At 37.8% G+C, this 17070-nt stretch carries 19 protein-coding genes; 12 read left to right on the plus strand and 7 right to left on the minus strand.

The window, feature by feature from the left end:
- Positions 1 to 36: 36 nt before the first annotated feature.
- A complete protein-coding gene (locus ACY2A0_RS09830) occupies positions 37 to 786 on the minus strand; it encodes a glycosyltransferase family 2 protein (protein WP_461789280.1) in 750 nt (249 codons plus the stop codon).
- Positions 787 to 898: 112 nt separating this feature from the next.
- Between ACY2A0_RS09830 and ACY2A0_RS09835 the strand changes: the two genes are divergently transcribed.
- The 3 genes from ACY2A0_RS09835 to ACY2A0_RS09845 are packed head-to-tail and all read left to right on the plus strand — an operon-like array spanning position 899 to position 3922.
- Positions 899 to 2425, plus strand: coding sequence for a lipopolysaccharide biosynthesis protein (locus tag ACY2A0_RS09835; RefSeq protein WP_461789281.1), 1527 nt, complete (start codon positions 899 to 901; stop codon positions 2423 to 2425).
- Positions 2422 to 3153 (plus strand): glycosyltransferase family 32 protein, encoded by a 732-nt coding sequence (locus tag ACY2A0_RS09840; RefSeq protein WP_461789282.1) that lies wholly within the window; start codon positions 2422 to 2424, stop codon positions 3151 to 3153. Before ACY2A0_RS09835 ends, ACY2A0_RS09840 begins: the two co-directional genes overlap by 4 nt.
- Positions 3154 to 3187: 34 nt before the next feature.
- Positions 3188 to 3922: a glycosyltransferase family 32 protein gene (locus ACY2A0_RS09845; RefSeq protein ID WP_461789283.1), complete on the plus strand. Its 735-nt coding sequence runs from the start codon at positions 3188 to 3190 to the stop codon at positions 3920 to 3922.
- A gap of 218 nt (positions 3923 to 4140) precedes the next feature.
- Here the strand turns inward: ACY2A0_RS09845 and ACY2A0_RS09850 are convergent, their stop codons facing one another.
- Positions 4141 to 6438 (minus strand): Tex family protein, encoded by a 2298-nt coding sequence (locus tag ACY2A0_RS09850; protein ID WP_461789284.1) that lies wholly within the window; start codon positions 6436 to 6438, stop codon positions 4141 to 4143.
- Between the two features lie 468 nt (positions 6439 to 6906).
- On the opposite strand from ACY2A0_RS09850, the gene hflX reads away from it, so the two are divergent.
- Positions 6907 to 8106, plus strand: a complete 1200-nt coding sequence (hflX, locus tag ACY2A0_RS09855) for a GTPase HflX (RefSeq protein ID WP_461789285.1) — start codon at positions 6907 to 6909, stop codon at positions 8104 to 8106.
- Positions 8107 to 8248: 142 nt separating this feature from the next.
- On the opposite strand, the gene ACY2A0_RS09860 is transcribed toward hflX, so the two are convergent.
- Positions 8249 to 8605 carry a four helix bundle protein gene (locus ACY2A0_RS09860; protein WP_113639381.1) on the minus strand — a complete coding sequence of 119 codons (357 nt, stop codon included), beginning with the start codon at positions 8603 to 8605 and terminating at the stop codon, positions 8249 to 8251.
- A gap of 149 nt (positions 8606 to 8754) precedes the next feature.
- On the opposite strand from ACY2A0_RS09860, the gene rbfA reads away from it, so the two are divergent.
- The 4 genes from rbfA to ACY2A0_RS09880 all read left to right on the plus strand — a co-directional run bounded on the left by rbfA (position 8755) and on the right by ACY2A0_RS09880 (position 11116).
- Positions 8755 to 9138: a 30S ribosome-binding factor RbfA gene (gene rbfA, locus ACY2A0_RS09865; RefSeq protein WP_461789286.1), complete on the plus strand. Its 384-nt coding sequence runs from the start codon at positions 8755 to 8757 to the stop codon at positions 9136 to 9138.
- A 59-nt stretch (positions 9139 to 9197) separates the two neighbouring features.
- Positions 9198 to 9833 (plus strand): PAQR family membrane homeostasis protein TrhA, encoded by a 636-nt coding sequence (gene trhA, locus ACY2A0_RS09870; RefSeq protein WP_461789287.1) that lies wholly within the window; start codon positions 9198 to 9200, stop codon positions 9831 to 9833.
- Positions 9834 to 10045: 212 nt separating this feature from the next.
- Positions 10046 to 10702 (plus strand): energy transducer TonB family protein, encoded by a 657-nt coding sequence (locus ACY2A0_RS09875; protein WP_461789288.1) that lies wholly within the window; start codon positions 10046 to 10048, stop codon positions 10700 to 10702.
- Positions 10703 to 10705: 3 nt separating this feature from the next.
- Positions 10706 to 11116: a hypothetical protein gene (locus ACY2A0_RS09880; RefSeq protein ID WP_461789289.1), complete on the plus strand. Its 411-nt coding sequence runs from the start codon at positions 10706 to 10708 to the stop codon at positions 11114 to 11116.
- Here ACY2A0_RS09880 and ACY2A0_RS09885 read toward each other — a convergent pair.
- Positions 11070 to 11966, minus strand: coding sequence for a diacylglycerol/lipid kinase family protein (locus ACY2A0_RS09885; RefSeq protein ID WP_461789290.1), 897 nt, complete (start codon positions 11964 to 11966; stop codon positions 11070 to 11072). The two genes, ACY2A0_RS09880 and ACY2A0_RS09885, sit on opposite strands and share 47 nt — an antisense overlap.
- A gap of 51 nt (positions 11967 to 12017) precedes the next feature.
- On the opposite strand from ACY2A0_RS09885, the gene ACY2A0_RS09890 reads away from it, so the two are divergent.
- The 4 genes from ACY2A0_RS09890 to aat all read left to right on the plus strand — a co-directional run bounded on the left by ACY2A0_RS09890 (position 12018) and on the right by aat (position 14521).
- Positions 12018 to 12995 (plus strand): App1 family protein, encoded by a 978-nt coding sequence (locus ACY2A0_RS09890; protein ID WP_461789291.1) that lies wholly within the window; start codon positions 12018 to 12020, stop codon positions 12993 to 12995.
- 24 nt (positions 12996 to 13019) lie between these two features.
- On the plus strand, positions 13020 to 13415 hold the full coding sequence (locus ACY2A0_RS09895; RefSeq protein WP_461789292.1) for an META domain-containing protein: 396 nt from the start codon (positions 13020 to 13022) through the stop codon (positions 13413 to 13415).
- Positions 13416 to 13491: 76 nt separating this feature from the next.
- The gene (locus ACY2A0_RS09900) at positions 13492 to 13857 is read left to right on the plus strand and encodes a hypothetical protein (RefSeq protein ID WP_461789293.1); all 366 of its coding nucleotides are present in this window, start codon (positions 13492 to 13494) and stop codon (positions 13855 to 13857) included.
- A gap of 28 nt (positions 13858 to 13885) precedes the next feature.
- Positions 13886 to 14521, plus strand: coding sequence for a leucyl/phenylalanyl-tRNA--protein transferase (aat, locus tag ACY2A0_RS09905; RefSeq protein WP_461789294.1), 636 nt, complete (start codon positions 13886 to 13888; stop codon positions 14519 to 14521).
- A 12-nt stretch (positions 14522 to 14533) separates the two neighbouring features.
- On the opposite strand, the gene ACY2A0_RS09910 is transcribed toward aat, so the two are convergent.
- The 3 genes from ACY2A0_RS09910 to ACY2A0_RS09920 form a co-directional block, all read right to left on the minus strand.
- Complete coding sequence (locus tag ACY2A0_RS09910; RefSeq protein WP_461791434.1) at positions 14534 to 15145, minus strand: TlpA family protein disulfide reductase; 612 nt, start codon at positions 15143 to 15145, stop codon at positions 14534 to 14536.
- A 10-nt stretch (positions 15146 to 15155) separates the two neighbouring features.
- Positions 15156 to 16079, minus strand: coding sequence for a M28 family peptidase (locus ACY2A0_RS09915; RefSeq protein ID WP_461789296.1), 924 nt, complete (start codon positions 16077 to 16079; stop codon positions 15156 to 15158).
- A 146-nt stretch (positions 16080 to 16225) separates the two neighbouring features.
- Positions 16226 to 16927, minus strand: coding sequence for a DUF4397 domain-containing protein (locus tag ACY2A0_RS09920; protein WP_461789297.1), 702 nt, complete (start codon positions 16925 to 16927; stop codon positions 16226 to 16228).
- Between the last annotated feature and the right edge of the window lie 143 nt (positions 16928 to 17070).

Here is a 17070-nt window from a genome sequence, read left to right on the forward strand (position 1 = left end):
AAAAGTAATAAATAATTTATAAACCAGTTGAAAAACTTACTTTAATCGCTTCCAAACTGTAGCAAATGCATATTTAGCAAAATGATATGCCGATTCAAAAAAGCCTAGTTTTTCACTTTCTCTCAATATCTTCCAGGTAAAGCCAATTACTTTTAATTTATTGGACGATACGGAGCCTTTCCTGATCCGATATTCAACCAACACTTCGTTAACGCCATATCCGTTAAATGGTTTTTTAAAAATATCGAGCCAAAAAATCCAATCTTCATGACCTGCTTTCTTAAACCTAGTATTTCCTATAGCACTTTTTAAGGTAAGTGAAGTGGAAAATATAATCACATTGTGAGATAAAAGTTTTTTATAGTTTACGCTATTTGGAACCTCTATTTTTCCGGAAATAACGGCACCAGCTTCATCAATTCTGTGGTAGGCGCAAAAGGTCATAGGCAGGTTTCGTTGCTCCATGTAAGCAACCTGTTTGGCCAACTTATCTTTCAGCCAAATATCGTCGCTATCTAAAAATGCAATGTATTTGCCCTTAGCTTCGGCTAAACCAACGTTTCTGGCATTGGCAACACCACCATTTTTTTCAAGTTTAATCAGTTTGATATTATTGTGCTGTTGGGTATATGCGTCAATTACTGCGCAGGTATCGTCGCTGGATTTATCATCAATAACAATTAACTCCCAGTTGGTGTAGCTTTGTTCAAGTACCGAATTAATGGTAAATGGTACAAAATCAGCGGAGTTGTAGCAAGGCGTAATAATGGTAACTAGTGGGTTCAATTTGTCGTATTTTGATCCTAATATCTTATCACCAAATTAGGTATAAAATGTAAGAATCGGATTAAGTTTTAAACATAAATCGAATAAAACATTTACTTTAGTGTTCAATTTTATGGATAAGAGACGTTTTGTAGTTAATTTGGTTTCTAACTTCTTTAGTGCAATATCTGGAGTTGGAATCTCATTTTTTTTAACCCCTTACATTGTTGAGCACCTGGGTAAAGAAGCTTATGGATTCTTTCCGCTTTCCAACAACTTTGTGATGTATGCGGGAATCGTTACTACGGCGCTCAACTCCATGTCGAGCAGGTACATCACTATCAGCTTGGAAAAAAAGGATATCAAAGAAGTTAACACTTATTTCAACTCAGTACTTTTTGGTAATATCCTCATTTCATTGGGGTTTTTAGTGGTAAGCGGTATTTTTTGTGCATTTATCGACAAAATTTTAGATATCCCTGTTAACTTAATCCACGATGTGAGATTGTTGTTTATCTTCATTTTCATTAGTTTGGTGATCAATGTTTCTTCGGCTGTTTTTCAGGTAACCGCTTTTGCGCTCAATCGCTTTGATAGGTTAGCTTTCATTAATATCATATCCAATGTATTAAAGTTAGGCGCTATCATTTTGCTTTTCTATTTCTTTACGCCAAGGATATACTTTTTGGGTGTAACCACTGCAGCTACGGCATTTTACATGTTCATTGCCAATTATCGGCTCACAAAAAAATTACTGCCCGAAGTGCAAATTGATTGGTCTTTTTTCTCCAAAAGTGCGCTTTACGTTATTGTTGGCTCAGGAATTTGGAACTCCGTAATGGCCATGGCAAACGTGGTGAATACACAGCTAGATTTGCTAATTGCTAACCACTTTTTTGGTGCTTCTGGCATGGGCTTTCTCTCTTTAACAAAGTTTATCCCCAATGCCATTTACATCCTTTTAGGGATTATTGTACCTATATTTTTGCCCGAAATGTTAAAGGCCTACGCTAACAACGACATGGGTAAGTTAAAAAAAACCTTGGATTTGTCATTCAAGGCAATCTTTCTCGTGGTACTGGTTCCTCTATCCGTTTTTTTTGTATATGGCGAAGTTTTTTTTAAGCTTTGGCTACCAACGCAAGATGCACATGCGCTACATCTTTTATCGGTAATTACCTTGGTGCCATTTATTGTGCATGGCACAGTTGAAACGGTATACCATGTATTTGTGATCACTAACAAGCTTAGGGTTGCTTCATTTTGGGGCATTTTTATTTCCATATTCAACTTCGTGCTAGTCATCATATTTTGCAAATACAGTTCGCTTGGTGTGTACTCTATTCCGGTTGGGGCTTTAGTAAGTGGCGTGTTTAGTCATCTCACTTTTACGCCGTTATATGCTGCTTATTGCTTGCAGGAAAATAGATGGTATTTCTTTAAAAAAATTGTGAGGGGATTGGCGGGCTTTTCGTTACTGATTGCCCTGTGTTATGGATGGAAACAGTTGCATTTGTTTGAAGTCACTAACTGGTTGCTATTCTTACTCAACTGTATGCTAATAGGAACTTTATTACTGATAGTTACATTCTTCATGAATTTCGACAGCAGCACCAGAAGCAATATCATTCAAAAAGTAAGACAAAAAATTAAAATATGATCCCTAAGATTTTACATTATTGTTGGTTTGGAAACGGAGAGATGCCCGAGTTGGCACTTAAATGTTTAGAGTCTTGGAGAAAGTATCTTCCAGATTATGAAATCATGGTTTGGAATGAAAATAATTTTGATGTCAACATGTATCGCTTTGCTTCGGAAGCTTACAAAGAAAAAAAATATGCTTTTGTGGCAGATGTTTGTAGATTGTACGCACTTAAAAATATGGGCGGTATTTATTTGGATACCGATGTGGAATTTTTGAAACCTTTAGATGAAAAAGTGCTACAACAAAATGCTTTTACAGGTTTTGAAGATAACCTTTTGCTTTCATCTGCAATTATGGGAAGCGAAAAAGATGGCAAATGGATCAACGATTTACTACCATACTATGATAACCGAAGTTTTTATTTGAAGGACGGAAGTCATGACGTAAACCCGAATACAGAAATCATCACGGAGTTCATGAAAAACCGGAAGAATGTACAAATCAATAACACCTTTCAGGAGTTGGAGGGTTATTGCACCATTTTTCCAAGCGATTATTTCTGTCCAAAAAGTTGGAAGACATTAAAAATTAAACAAACACCAAACACTTACTGTATACATCATTTTGCTGGCTCTTGGTTGCATAAAAAGCAAAGTGTATTAGGCAGGTTGGCCAATTTTTTGCTAGGTAAAAGAATTGCGAATGCTTTGTCGCAGAAGTATCGTAACAAGAAATCATTTTAAGAACATCATCTATAAAAGACATTAATTAAAGCTCATGATACCTAAAATTATTCACTACTGCTGGTTTGGTAGGGGCGAGATGCCCGAGCTGGTTCAACGGTGCGTTGCTTCTTGGAAAAAATACCTTCCTGATTATGAGCTCATGTTGTGGAACGAAGATAATTTTGATATTAGTAGTTATCAGTATGCTTTAGATGCCTACAAAGAAAAGAAGTATGCTTTTGTAGCCGATGTTTGTAGGTTGTACGTGCTTAAAAAAATGGGTGGACTTTATTTAGACACCGATGTAGAGTTTATTAAAACCATGCCTGATGAGTTTTTGAACGACATTGCGTTTACTGCATTTGAAGATCAATTAGTTTCGGCAGGTGTAATTGGCAGTGTAAAAAACGGCGAGTGGATTAGTAATTTATTAGCCTTTTACGATGACAAAAGTTTTTACAAAGCTGATGGAAGTTTAGACATCAATCCAATTACCGAGTTGATGACAGCACATTTAGGCGAAGAAAAAGAGGTGCTTCCCAATAACACTTTTCAAAAAATAGCGGGCTACTGCACCATTTACCCTAGCGAATATTTCTATCCTAAAAGCTGGAAAACGTTGAAGATGAACATTACGCCAAATACCTACTGCATACATCATTTTGCCGGCTCGTGGATTGATCATAACTACACAACTTTAGGAAAGTTAGCCAATTGGATTTTGGGCAAACGTACCGCTCAAAATTGGTCGAGAAGATATAGAAAGTTGATAGGAAAGAATAAATAAAAGGTTAGCCTCGTAGACTACAGCGGGTTCACTACTAAACGTGGATTATAGAAGATAATTAGTTTATAATTGTTGCATTGATTGAAAAATGGCCGTCATTGCCAGGTACGAAGCAATCTTAAAGCGTTTAAATTGTTCCCGGCAATAAGTTGTAGGATTGCTTTCCAAACTATCGAAGCAGGAAAAGTGGTCTCGCAAAGACGCCAACTTAGCTCACCTTACTTAAACATCCCTTTCAGCTTCGCCAACTTTTCCTGTAAATCACCATCCGCTTCCTTTTGTTTTTTGGGTTGCTGCTGATTGAACGATTTCCGAGGTTGCTCATTGCGTTTCTGCCCTTCAGTCTTATTCCAATTGCCTTTCTGATTTCCCGGCTTCCCCTCTTTCGGACTATCTTCCTTCATCGATAAAGAAATGCGCTTACGTTCCACATCAACATCGGTAACGGTAACTTGAACCACTTGGCTCACCTTCACCACCTCATTTGGATTGGCTACAAAACGGTTGGCCAGCTGACTGGTATGTACTAAACCATCCTGATGCACACCAATATCCACAAAGGCGCCAAAATTTGTGATATTGGTTACAATCCCCTTCAATTTCATGCCTTTTTTAAGGTCTTCGATACTATTTACTCCGTCGGCAAAACTAAAAGCTTCGAATTGCTCACGAGGGTCGCGGCCAGGTTTTGCCAATTCTTTTAAAATATCCTGCAAGGTAGGCAAACCCACTTCTGCACTTACGTAGTTCTGTAGGTTAATTCGCTTTTGTAGTTCCGTATTTTTAATAAGTTCAGCTACTGAAACACCCAAATCTTTAGCCATTTTATTCACCAATTGATAGCGTTCAGGGTGTACGCCGCTGCTGTCCAAAGGTTGTTCGGCATTGCGTATCCTCAAAAAACCAGCTGCCTGTTCAAAAGCCTTATCGCCTAAGCGTGGCACTTTCTTTAAACTTTCCCTGTTTTTAAATGCACCATTTTTGCTGCGGTAGTTTACAATGTTTTGCGCTAAGCTATCGCCCAAGCCAGATACATAAGCCAATAATTGCTTAGAAGCCGTATTTAGTTCAACGCCAACAGCATTTACGCAACTCATCACCGTATCATCTAAGCTTTGTTGTAGTTTGCTCTGATCAACATCATGTTGGTACTGACCAACCCCAATGGATTTCGGATCAATTTTTACAAGTTCTGCCAATGGATCCATTAATCTCCTACCAATAGAAACTGCCCCACGCACCGTAACATCATGGTCTGGAAATTCTTCCCGTGCCAAAGGTGATGCCGAATAAATTGAAGCACCGCTTTCGTTCACCATCACAATAGTTACATCAGCAAGTTTTAACCCTCTAATAAAGGTTTCAGTTTCTCTGCCGGCTGTTCCGTTGCCAATAGCAATGGCTTCAATATCGTGTTTTTCGCAAAGCTGGGTAATTTTCCATTCGGCATCCTTCACATTGCCTTGTCCTGTGTGTGGGTAAATGGTAGTATTTTCCAGCAAATTGCCCTGTCTATCCAAGCAAACCGTTTTGCAGCCTGTCCTAAAACCTGGGTCAACGGCCATTACATTTTTTTGTCCCAAAGGTGCGGCCATTAATAACTGGCGGGCGTTAGCGGCAAATACCCTAATCGCCTCTTCGTCCGCTTTTTGTTTAATGGTAGCTCGCAATTCGGTTTCCATTGATGGACGTAGCAAACGCTTATAACTATCGTAAATGGCCAGTTCCACCTGCTTGCTTGCACTATTGTTGCCGGTAACAAACTGCTTTTCCAATAATTGAATGGCCTCCTCATCCGGCGGCAGCACATCTAATTTTAACAAACCTTCTTCTTCGCCACGTAACATGGCCAAAATACGGTGCGAAGGCGCATTTTTAGCGCTTTCTTCCCATTCAAAATAGTCTTTATATTTGATCGCTTCCGTTTCTTTACCTTTTGCAACTACACTCTTGTAAGTAGCTTTTTGCTCAAAATATCGGCGCATTTTAGCCCTTGCTTCGGCATCTTCGTTGATAATTTCAGCAACAATATCTCTGGCGCCAGCTAAGGCATCCTGTATATCTTTTACACCCTTCTCATTGTCAATATACGCAGCGGCTTCATCCTCCACATCAATTATGCTTTGTGCCAAAATTCGTAAAGCCAAAGGTTCCAATCCTTTTTCTCTAGCTACCGATGCCCTCGTTTTACGTTTCTGTTTGTACGGAAGGTAAATATCTTCTAAAATCGTAAGTGTTTCCGCTAGTTGAATTTTCTTTTCTAGTTCTGGAGTCAGCTTGCCCTGCTCCAATATCGATTTTAAAACAGCTTCCTTACGCTTGTCCAGTTCTTTTAACTGCTGCGCCAAATCTCTAATTGCCGTAATTTGCACCTCGTCTAAACTGCCAGTAATTTCTTTTCTATACCTCGAAATAAAAGGCACTGTTGCACCTTCCTCTAATAGTGTTAGTGTGGCATTAACTTGTTTGCTATTGATGTTTAGTGTAGTAGCAATATGTTGCAGATGATTGTGCATAACCAAATTTTTAAGGAGGCTAAAAATAGCCTAATTAAATTGATTTGGAAAACAAAGCTTCAATATCTTCACAACTTCAGCCCTTTTTTTCGCTGCAATCTTTTTGTTGGCACTGCTATTCATAGTTGTCATCCTGAGCTTGTCGAAATATCTGCTGACTAACATAAAATCCTTCGACAAGCTCAGGATGACACAAACAAAAAGTATTTCCGCTGCAATAAGGTTTATTGTCGAAAGTTTGGTGGTTATTGGCAACGTCGTATTTCCCCGGCAAGTAGCTCTATAATTTGTCTTTGCCAATGTTAATCAGCCACAGATGCACATTCCCCAATTCATAATAAAAATCTGTGCATCTGTGGCAAAACATCAATAAAACATACTCCATTTTGCCGTGTTATATATTTATCAATCAAATCATAAATCTAAAAACCGTATTTCGTAAATCGGTTTGTATCTTTGTAGTAATTAATGGGAAAACAGAAATTTTATGATACAGCGCCCAAACAAGAGAGGGCGGTTTTAGTAGGGGTGGCTTTGCCAGGCGAAAAAGCTGAGCAAACCAAGGAGTATTTGGACGAGTTAGCATTTTTGGTAAATACAGCGGGCGGTGTAGTGGAAAAAACTTTCACGCAACGCATGCAGAAGCCAGATCGTGCTACGTTTGTGGGTACAGGAAAGTTAGAGGAAATACAGACGTATATCAAAGCAGAAGAAATTGATTTGGTGGTGTTCGATGATGAACTTTCGCCATCGCAATTGCGTAATATCGAAAAGGAGCTAAAAGTTAAAATTTTAGACAGAAGTAACCTGATACTTGATATTTTTGCAGGTAGAGCGCAAACGGCACAAGCCAAAACGCAGGTAGAGTTAGCGCAATTACAATATTTGCTGCCTCGCTTAACCCGTATGTGGACCCACTTGGAGCGTCAGAAAGGTGGTATTGGTATGCGTGGACCTGGTGAAAGCCAGATTGAAAGTGATAGAAGGATGATTTTGGAAAAAATTACCTTGCTTAAGGAACGCTTGAAATTAATCGATAGACAGAACGAAACACAGCGAAAAAATCGTGGTCAACTCATTCGTGTAGCTTTGGTAGGGTATACCAATGTGGGTAAATCAACCATCATGAACATGCTTTCTAAATCGGAGGTTTTTGCAGAGAACAAGTTGTTTGCCACGCTGGATACTACGGTGAGGAAAGTGGTGATTGAAAATTTACCGTTCTTACTTTCGGATACTGTGGGTTTTATTCGCAAATTGCCTCACCATTTGGTAGAGTGTTTTAAATCAACATTAGATGAGGTGCGTGAAGCTGATATATTGGTGCATGTAGTAGACATTTCGCATCCTAATTTTGAAGATCAGATACATACCGTAAATGAAACCTTAAAGGATTTGGGTGCTAGAGATAAAGAAACCATCATGGTTTTTAATAAAATAGATGCTTACGTAGCTCCAGAGCAGGATAACTTAGTGGATGTTGAAGAACAGCAGGAGCCGCTCACATTAGCAGATTTTCAAAAGACTTGGATGGCGCACAATAATGCTCCGGCAATTTTTATTTCGGCTACACAAAAGGAAAACTTAGAAGAGTTTAGAAACTTGTTATACGATAAAGTGAAGGAAATTCATACTACACGATATCCTTATGACAAGCTGCTTTATTGATATTAATAAAACAATGACCAATAATCAATGACCAATAATCAATAACCAATAATCAATAACCAATTACTAATAATCAAGAGCCAATATTCAATAGTTAGTCTGTACTAATAATCAATGGGGCCAGACATGAACGTATTATTATTTAGCTTGATTTTTTGACTATTGAATTGAATATTAATGTAAGTTGTTGAGCTTCGTCAATTAGTTTGTTTTTTGTTTCGTTTAGCTCAGGCTTGTCCTGAATGTCAATAAGATTTAGCCAAAGTTTAGTTTCTTTTGCTTCTTTTCGGCAAATTTTTATTCTGAATACAAAATCTGCCTTGCTTAAGCTTTCGTTAGCTTCGATATAATTTGCAGCAACAGAACCAGAAGACCGCGTGACTTGTTTGATGTCTTGAATATTTGCGATATTCGGGGAAACCTTTTTACAGTAGCTTCTAACAGCTTTTGCAAAAATAAAAGTCCTCTGTTCTAAGTCGAAGTTTGAATTATTGGTCATTAACTAAATATAACTACTTTTACGTTTTGAATTTAATGCTTGATAGCTTTAATAGCTTTTTGAAGTAAGGTTGATAGCACTTGATGATTGAATATTGTGATTAGAGTGCAATTGGTCATTGAATATTGAAATTTGGTAATTTTTAAGATATGGAAAGTAACAGACAAAAGAAGTTTGCAGGATTATTACAGGAAGAATTGGCAGCAATTTTTCAGCGTGAGGGCGCTGCTTACTTGCCAAATACATTGGTAACAATTACTAAGGTTCGTGTATCGCCTGATTTGGCGGTGGCAAAGGTGTACCTTAGTTTTTTTAATACAAATAACACTGGTTTATCGGTAGCTACAGTTAATTCGCACGCTGGCGAAATTAGATATAAATTGGGTTCGCGTATTCGACATCAGGCTAGGGTAGTGCCGACGTTGACTTTTTTCGTTGATGATACCAACGAATATGTGGAGCGTATGGACCAAATTTTTGACAAAATAGCTAAGGAGCGGAAAGATAGCGATAGCGCAGAAACGGAAGACTAAAACACTTTTTAAACATTTTGAATAAGGTAAAAGTATCAGTTGTGCTTTTTAAATAAGAAATGAATAAGTATATCCGTGAACCTGGAAATTTTGCTACGCATGTTTTACCTGCATTATTGTCCTTACCGGCAACGTATTTTCTGCTTCAAAGATCTTTTACATCATTTGAAAAAACAGCCGCAATAGTTTATGGCCTAGGCATTTTTGTATTATTTAGCGTTAGTGCCATCTATCATAGCGTTCCTAAAACCGAATACGGCATTAGGTTTTGGCAAAAATTTGATCATTGTTGCATTTATTTGATGATTGCTGGGTCATTTACGCCAACTGCGCTGCTCATTTTTGATGGTTGGGTGCGTTGGTTGCTATTTGGCTTGGTGTGGCTTATTGCGATATTAGGATGTCTACTTAAAATTTTCAATAGACTTAAGAAAGGAAATCTTTCTACTGGATTGTATATCGCTATGGGATGTCTAATTATTCCATTTATGGCGAAAATGGTGGAGCAAGTACCTTTGGCGGGTTTAGCTTGGCTTTTACTGGGAGGCGTTTTTTATATTGGAGGTACGTATTACTATGCTAAAGATAAACCTCTGCATAAATATTTGCATAGCCACGAGCTTTGGCACGTATTCGTGAATCTCGGTGCCCTATCTCATTTCATTTACAACTACAGCTACGTTTTTAAAGGGTAGGTGGTGTTCAGCATTGTCAATCTTGCTTTATTATCGCAAATAGCAGCAATGTTTTTTGTTAAATAAACCCGGTTGAAGCGAACACGAAGTAAAGCGTAAAACGGGGCCTCACTAGCAAAAGAATTACCGGAACTGCTTTTCGAAAAAATACTTGTAAGGTAATATTGACGGTACAAGCTTCGGTTTTCAGTGATTATTTATTAAATTTAATCATGAGCAGGTGGATTTTTATTTTGTTAATAATGTGCGGTTTGCAGTTGCAAGCGCAGCAGCGGCCAACAATAAAAAATGGGTTGGAAAATTTCGTTTCAGCAAATACCATTTATCCTTTGTATGCACTGGATAACTGTATTCAGGGAACAATCGAAGTGGCTTTCAAAATCAATAAAGAAGGCAAAGTGACGTACGCTACCGTTGCTAGGGGAGTTGGAGCAGATTTAGATGCCGAAGCTTTGCGTTTAATTAAACTGACTAGCGGCAAATGGATTGTGCCGACTAATTATGATACCACTTTTCTTGTTCGCTCGCCAATGAAATTTACTTTGAAGGATTATGGTTGTGAAGTGATGAACCCAGCGAGTATGGGCTTGGCAATTAAGAATTATGCGGATGAGATGGCTTCGATAAGTAAGATTGCCAATTTTTATAGGAATATAGAAAAGGGGATTGAAAATTTCATTACAGAAGATAAAGTCATTACATTAAAAAACGAACTCGGAATTGATGATGATTACCTGAATAGAAGAATTAGAGTGGGTGAGCGAAAGATTAGTCAGGGCGATTTGCAAAGTGCATGCGAAGATTTTAAGTTTGTAAAATATATGGGCTCAACAAAAGCGGACAAACTGCTTGCCAAATATTGTAAATAAAATATGCGTATTCTTCTCCGTGTTTTTGCCTTTTTAGACGTGCTAACCATCATTTTCATGACTATGCAGTTGTGGGATATTAGCAATAACTTCGATAAGTTTACGGTGCGGTCTGAAAAAATACAAGCCATTTTGATGTTTCCAGTTTTTGGGCTGGTAATTATAGGCGCTTTAGGCTTGTCGTTGGCGAAGAAATACGGTTTTATTAGTTACTATATCCAGTTCCCATTTAGGCTATATCTTTGGGTACTTAGCTTAGGCTTTATTACCTTATTGCCAGAAGCGCTTGGAAATTACGATGATAAGTGGTTTCCTATTTTGCTGAAGGTTTGTTACGTTGGTGAGTTTATGCGGTTGTACCTTACCATTAGGGCGCACTATTTGATTCAGGAACCACGACCGTTAAACAGCTAGGCAATATCTTTGCTTCTATTTTATTGATTTTTCCTAAGTATTCGCCATCTACTTGAAAATGCGCCTTTTGCTTGGTGCTAATGGTTACGTCTGTAACCTGGAAACTTTCAATCTTTTTGGGGTTCCATGGCGCTTTGCTAAGCCAAATTTTTAGGATTTCCATTACGGCATATTCCTTAATGAGTATAATTTCGAAAACATCGTCGTCCAACCTACCATTTGGATTAATCTGGAAGCCAGTGCCATATTTAGTAGCATTTGCAATCACTACCATTGCCGCTTCAGTTTTGATCTGTCTGTTATCCACCTTAAATTGAACCATCATTTTTTTGTGGTTCCAAAAGGCATGCCATGCTGATTTGGCATAAGTCCACATTCCTCGACTAGGCAATTCATCAAATTTTTTAACTAAATAAGCGTTAAACCCGATGTCGGATAGGTGCACACAAAGTTGGCCGTTAACCAAAGTTGCGTGAATTTTTTTTGTAATGCCACTGGCGGCAATATCCAATGCTTCTTCAATATCAACTGGTATGCCCAGTTCTTTCGCCATTCCGTTAGCCGACCCCGCCGGAATAATTCCTATTGGTGTGTCACTATCAAGTAGGCACTCTGCTACTAATTTTAAGGTGCCATCTCCGCCAACTGCTATTACACGATCTGCATTAGATTTTTCAATCGCTTTCTTCACGTCGTCAGTTTTGCAGCTGCGAGGCAGTTCAAAAATTTCGATGCCAATTTCGCTTTGACTAAAGTGGTTGATAATCTGTTCGCTAAGGCTGTTGTCCTTATTTCCAGAGCCCTGATTCACAATGAATAAAAGGCGGAGTTTGCTGTTTTTATAGGTCATATTATTAATATCATATAAAACAACAATACCTTAAGTCTGTTTTAAATAAATATGTCGAAAATTACAGCTCAAATAAAAGTTTATCGCGGCTATGGTCATACACATAATTTGGTTATTTATGGCCATGTGTTTAGGTACAAGGCTAAAACCGAGCAGCGGTTTAGTAAAAGTTTTTGGACTAATTTAAAGCACGTAATTAAACTGTTTGTACTTAAGCCTTATCCATACGTTACTGTTGAGCTAAACTTTTACGGGCAGCGGGTGAAATCGAAAACAGCCGCCGATGGATTTTTTAAGTTAGAGTGGGAAGCAAATGATAACGTAGCGGCGGGTTGGCATCAAGTAGAGGTGTTGGCTTTGGACGAAACTGGAAATGAAATGGCCCGTAGCAATGGAGAGTTGTACGTGCCACATATTACGCAATATGCTTTTGTATCGGACATAGATGATACGGTAATGGTGTCGCACTCTAAAACCATAGCTAAGCGTTTGAGAGAACTGTTGTTGCGTAATCCTCGTACCAGAAAAACTTTTCAATCAACAAGATATCATTACGAACAGCTTGCTTTGGCGCATACCAGCGAGCAGCAGCCCAATCCTTTTTTCTATGTTTCTAGTAGCGAGTGGAATTTATACGATTACTTGCTAGAAACCTTTAGTTTTAATGGATTTCCCGAAGGATCTTTTTTACTTAATCAATTAAAAACCTGGAAAGATTTGTTGAAAACTGGCAAAACTGGACATGAAGGGAAATTGCTAAGAATTATGAGGATTATTGACGCATTCCCGAATCAGAAGTTTGTTTTTTTAGGAGATAACTCACAAAAAGATCCAGAGATTTATTTGAAAATTTGCCAGAAATACGGAAAGAATGTACAAGCTGTTTACATTAGAGAGGTCAGAAAATCTAAATATTTAGAAACTAAAAAAATATTGAATAAATTAGAGCAGATGAACATTAGCACTTGCTTTTTTGTGCATAGTGAAGACGCAATTGCTCATTCGAAACAGATTGGATTGATCAACTAACATTGAAATTTAAACTAAACAAACATGAAAAATTTGATAATAATACTGTTTGCGACGATTGCAATGCAAGCTTGTACAAAGGATTTACGGTTAATTAAGCAACAAGATACCAAATGGGAACTAAGCGAGTGGCCCGGCAAAACCTTGCCTAATAAGGCAAAGGCCACATTGAATATTACCGGTGCAAGTAAAATTGGAGGAAAATCTTTTTGTAATACCTACGGGGGCAACGCCGTGATTAATGGAAATGCCATACGCTTCAGCAAGATTTTTGGCACTAAAATGTATTGCGATGCTGTGGCGGATGCAGAGAATAAATATTATGCAGATTTGGAGAAGGTAACGGCAGGAAAAGTGTCGGGTGGCAAGCTATATCTGTACCAAAATGAAACGCTGTTGATGATATTTAACCAGCTTTAACAACTTAATTGGTTAACTTTTAATAATTGGCATTGTTAATGTTAGAGTTTTTTACACACAAATAAAACTTTAATTAATGAAAACAATCCTTTTTACTATTGCGATTATCGCATTTTTTGCGTGCCCTCGAGTTAGTGCGCAAACCATCAATGGAGTTAAGTTATCTGAGTTAAAAGAACCATTTTTGGAGCTTCGTGCCTTTAAACAAGAATTTGGAAGTAAAGTACTAGTGCAACTAGAGTACGGCCAAAAAGTAGTCAATGATAGACAAGCGTCTCTTGTAAAGGACGAAAATGGGAAGAACATGGAGTTCAATTCTGCACTTGACTTTATAAACAAGATGACCGAATTTGGTTATGAACTGTTAACTGCTTATGCGGTGACTTATCGCGATGATACTATTCTTAAATTTTACGTTTTAAAACGCAGTAATTTGAAGTAGTCTAAAGATCTGTTCCGTATTTTTGAATATGGTTTTTAGTTTACCTGAAGATGAAATCGTTTTTCCTAATCCTGATTTAGCCGACGATGATGGTTTGTTAGCTATTGGTGGAGATCTAAGTCCAGAACGTTTGATCTTGGCGTATCATCATGGTATTTTCCCTTGGTTTAGCGATGATGATCCTATTTGTTGGTACTCGCCACATGAGCGCTGTGTAATTTATCCGGAGCGCATCAAAGTGAGTAAAAGTATGAAACAAGTGCTCAAAAATGGAGGGTTTAAGGTTACTGTAGATAAAGCTTTTGCTCAGGTGATCGCTAAATGTGCAAACTTACCCCGTAGAGATCAAGCGGGTACTTGGATTACCGGCGAAATGCAACAGGCTTACATTAATTTACACCAATTAGGTTGGGCGCATAGTTTTGAGGTTTGGAAAGAGAACGAGCTCGTGGGTGGTTTGTATGGCGTTGCAGTTGGAGAAGTTTTCTGTGGAGAGAGCATGTTTAGTTCGGTGAGCAATGCATCCAAAGTTGCCTTGATTTTCCTTTGCCAAGAAACAAATTTTAAACTAATAGATTGCCAGTTGCCAAATGAACATCTGCTTAGTTTAGGGGCGGAAATGATCGACAGAAAAACGTATATGGGGTTTTTAAATAACCAATAAACAATATTCAAATTAGTTAGTGCTATCCCTTAATTGGCCTATAAATTCTACGAATTTTTTACTGTTATAATTTGCTGCTCCTTCATGTTTAAATGAAAGTCGGCCTTGCTTATCAAATACAATTGTAGTTGGAAGTGATCCAGCAAAAAGCTGCTCGGGCACGCTGCTATTCATCTGGTACACAGGTAAGGCGTAACTTCTAGCTTTCATATAGGCTAATGATTTTTCGAAATTACTGTCTGCATCAATCAACAGAAAAACTACATCGCTATTGCTTTTGTATTTTTCGTATAACTTATTGATAGACGGCATTTCGGCTAAGCATGGCGGACACCAAGTGGCCCAAAAGTTGATGAAAACTACTTTTCCTTTAAGTTCGTTCAGGGTAATTGTTTTTCCTGCTTGGTCTTTGAAGCTCAATTGAAGGGTAGGGTTGTTTAATGGTTTTTCCTTTTCAATGCTAGGATTGAAAAGGCCAACTTCCATTAGGCCTTGAATGAGCAATGCTTTTGCCGATGGCACAAATAACAAGACCGCTATCACTAAAATGAAAACTCCATTGGAGATGTATTTTTTGAGGTTTTTATTTGCCATGACTAAATTGGTATAAATCTGTTGGTCCATCTACTTTCAACTAATTAGTTTTTGCTGCCAACTTTAACAAAGCTAAATAAATGCCATCAATAACTTTGGCCATTCGCCCAATATCTAAAGTTTCCATGGTGTCAGTTTTCTGGTGGTAGTTCTTGTTTCTATAAAAAGAAGTATCAGTGATCATCAGTGCGCTATAGCCATGGTTCCAGTAGTTTAAATGATCCGAAAAATCTATCCCAGGTAATGTTTTAGGTCCCGTAAAACTTTTAGTAATTATGGTTTTGCTATCCTTGAAGCACCTACTAAACTGCTTGGCAAACTTTCCTTTGTTGAATTGATTTACCAGCGTAATGTAGTTGCCTCTGTTCCCGTAACGCAATGATAAAATTCCTAGAGGGTAATTTTGAGTGTTCTTCTCATCCTTAAAGTAACCTGTCATTTCTATCGATAGCATCCCAAAAACATCAATATTGTTGTCTGAGAGGTGCTTTGCGTGTACGGCACTTCCCATAAACTCTGTTCTGAAATATGGAGGTTCTTCTAAAGTGTAAGCAACTAAATCTAATCTTTTATTCAATTTTTGTCCCTTTAGCTGATAAGCTAATTCCAATAAACCAACAACTCCACTAGCATTGTCATCGGCTCCTTCTTGATTTCCGCAAACATCGTAGTGTGCTCCAACAATAATGCGTTGGGTGTTTTCGGTTCCAAAGGAGCAAATTACGTTTTTGTATATCTTCCCATCTACTTCGTACTCCTGATAAGCCACGCTATCGCTATATTTTGAAAAATATGATTTGATATACGAGGCAACGGCATTTAGTTGCGTTAGGTTTTGGTAGTTTCTGTACGCTGCGGTTTTAGTAATTTTTTGCAGGTGTAAGCTTATTGACGTAGTATCTGTTTTAGCAAAGCAGTTGTAAATATTCAAAGTAAAAAGTAGAAGTGTAAAGTATTTGTACATTTTATTGCTGAATTCATTTTCTAATCAAGATAGACATAATTTTGCAAAAAAAATCGCCATTGCGATTGAAGAAACCTGTTGCTTAGACAGTTGAGCTTCCTCAAAAATCGCAATGGCGATGAAATATTTTTTAGCTGAGCTAGCTGTTAATGTACAAACAGTTTTGCTGAGAATCGGGTGTCATCATTATTGGCTTTCAACCCTTTTGCGTAGATGGTGTATATTTTTCCATCCTCTACTTTAACGTTGCTAAGTGTAGTTTCTACGTTATTATTAGTAGCATTTTTAACGTTGAAGTTAACACTTTCTGCCGCATCAATCACTATAAAATCGCTATACTCTTTAAAAGCTTTGTTGGTAACGATATCAGTTGCGGCTCCATTTAAGTTTAAGCTTAATGCTCCACCGTCGGGGCTTAAGTTAACAAAGCGTACCTTCGCTTTTCCTGCGGCAGGTTTTTCCAAATTATCTTCTAACATTAGAAAATCAATGTTCGCAAAAGTGTTTACCAAAAATAAAGAGTAGCCAAGTTTTGGTTTTAAAGTATATTGTAGGTTTTTTAATGAAGTTAGTGTGTTTCGTTTAGTTACATTGAAAGCACGGCTACCGGAATAAGCACTTAAATAGCCAATTTTGCTGCCAAATTCAAATTCATTGCTGTTGGCTCTTTGGTTATCAACATATACATCCAAAAGCTCAAGCGTGGGCGAAGCTTGAATAATGTTTAATCCAGATACTTCGATAGGCTGATAGTCGTTATCCATTTTGGAACACGATGCCAGGCCTAAACAAACTAGAGAGAGGGTTATTGCTGTTAAGATGGTTTTACGCTTGATTAAAAATTTCATGATAATTATAATAGGTTAAATAATACGGCAATTGCCATTAACTCACTTAGCTATACGAAGCGTAAGTAATAAACGCTACAGAGCATGGAATATTTTTTGATTCTTAATATAGTTTTGGTGTCGCAACAAAAGCTTGTAGGCTG

Origin of the sequence: Pedobacter sp., assembly GCF_965249885.1 — a bacterium.
GTDB lineage: Bacteria > Bacteroidota > Bacteroidia > Sphingobacteriales > Sphingobacteriaceae > Pedobacter.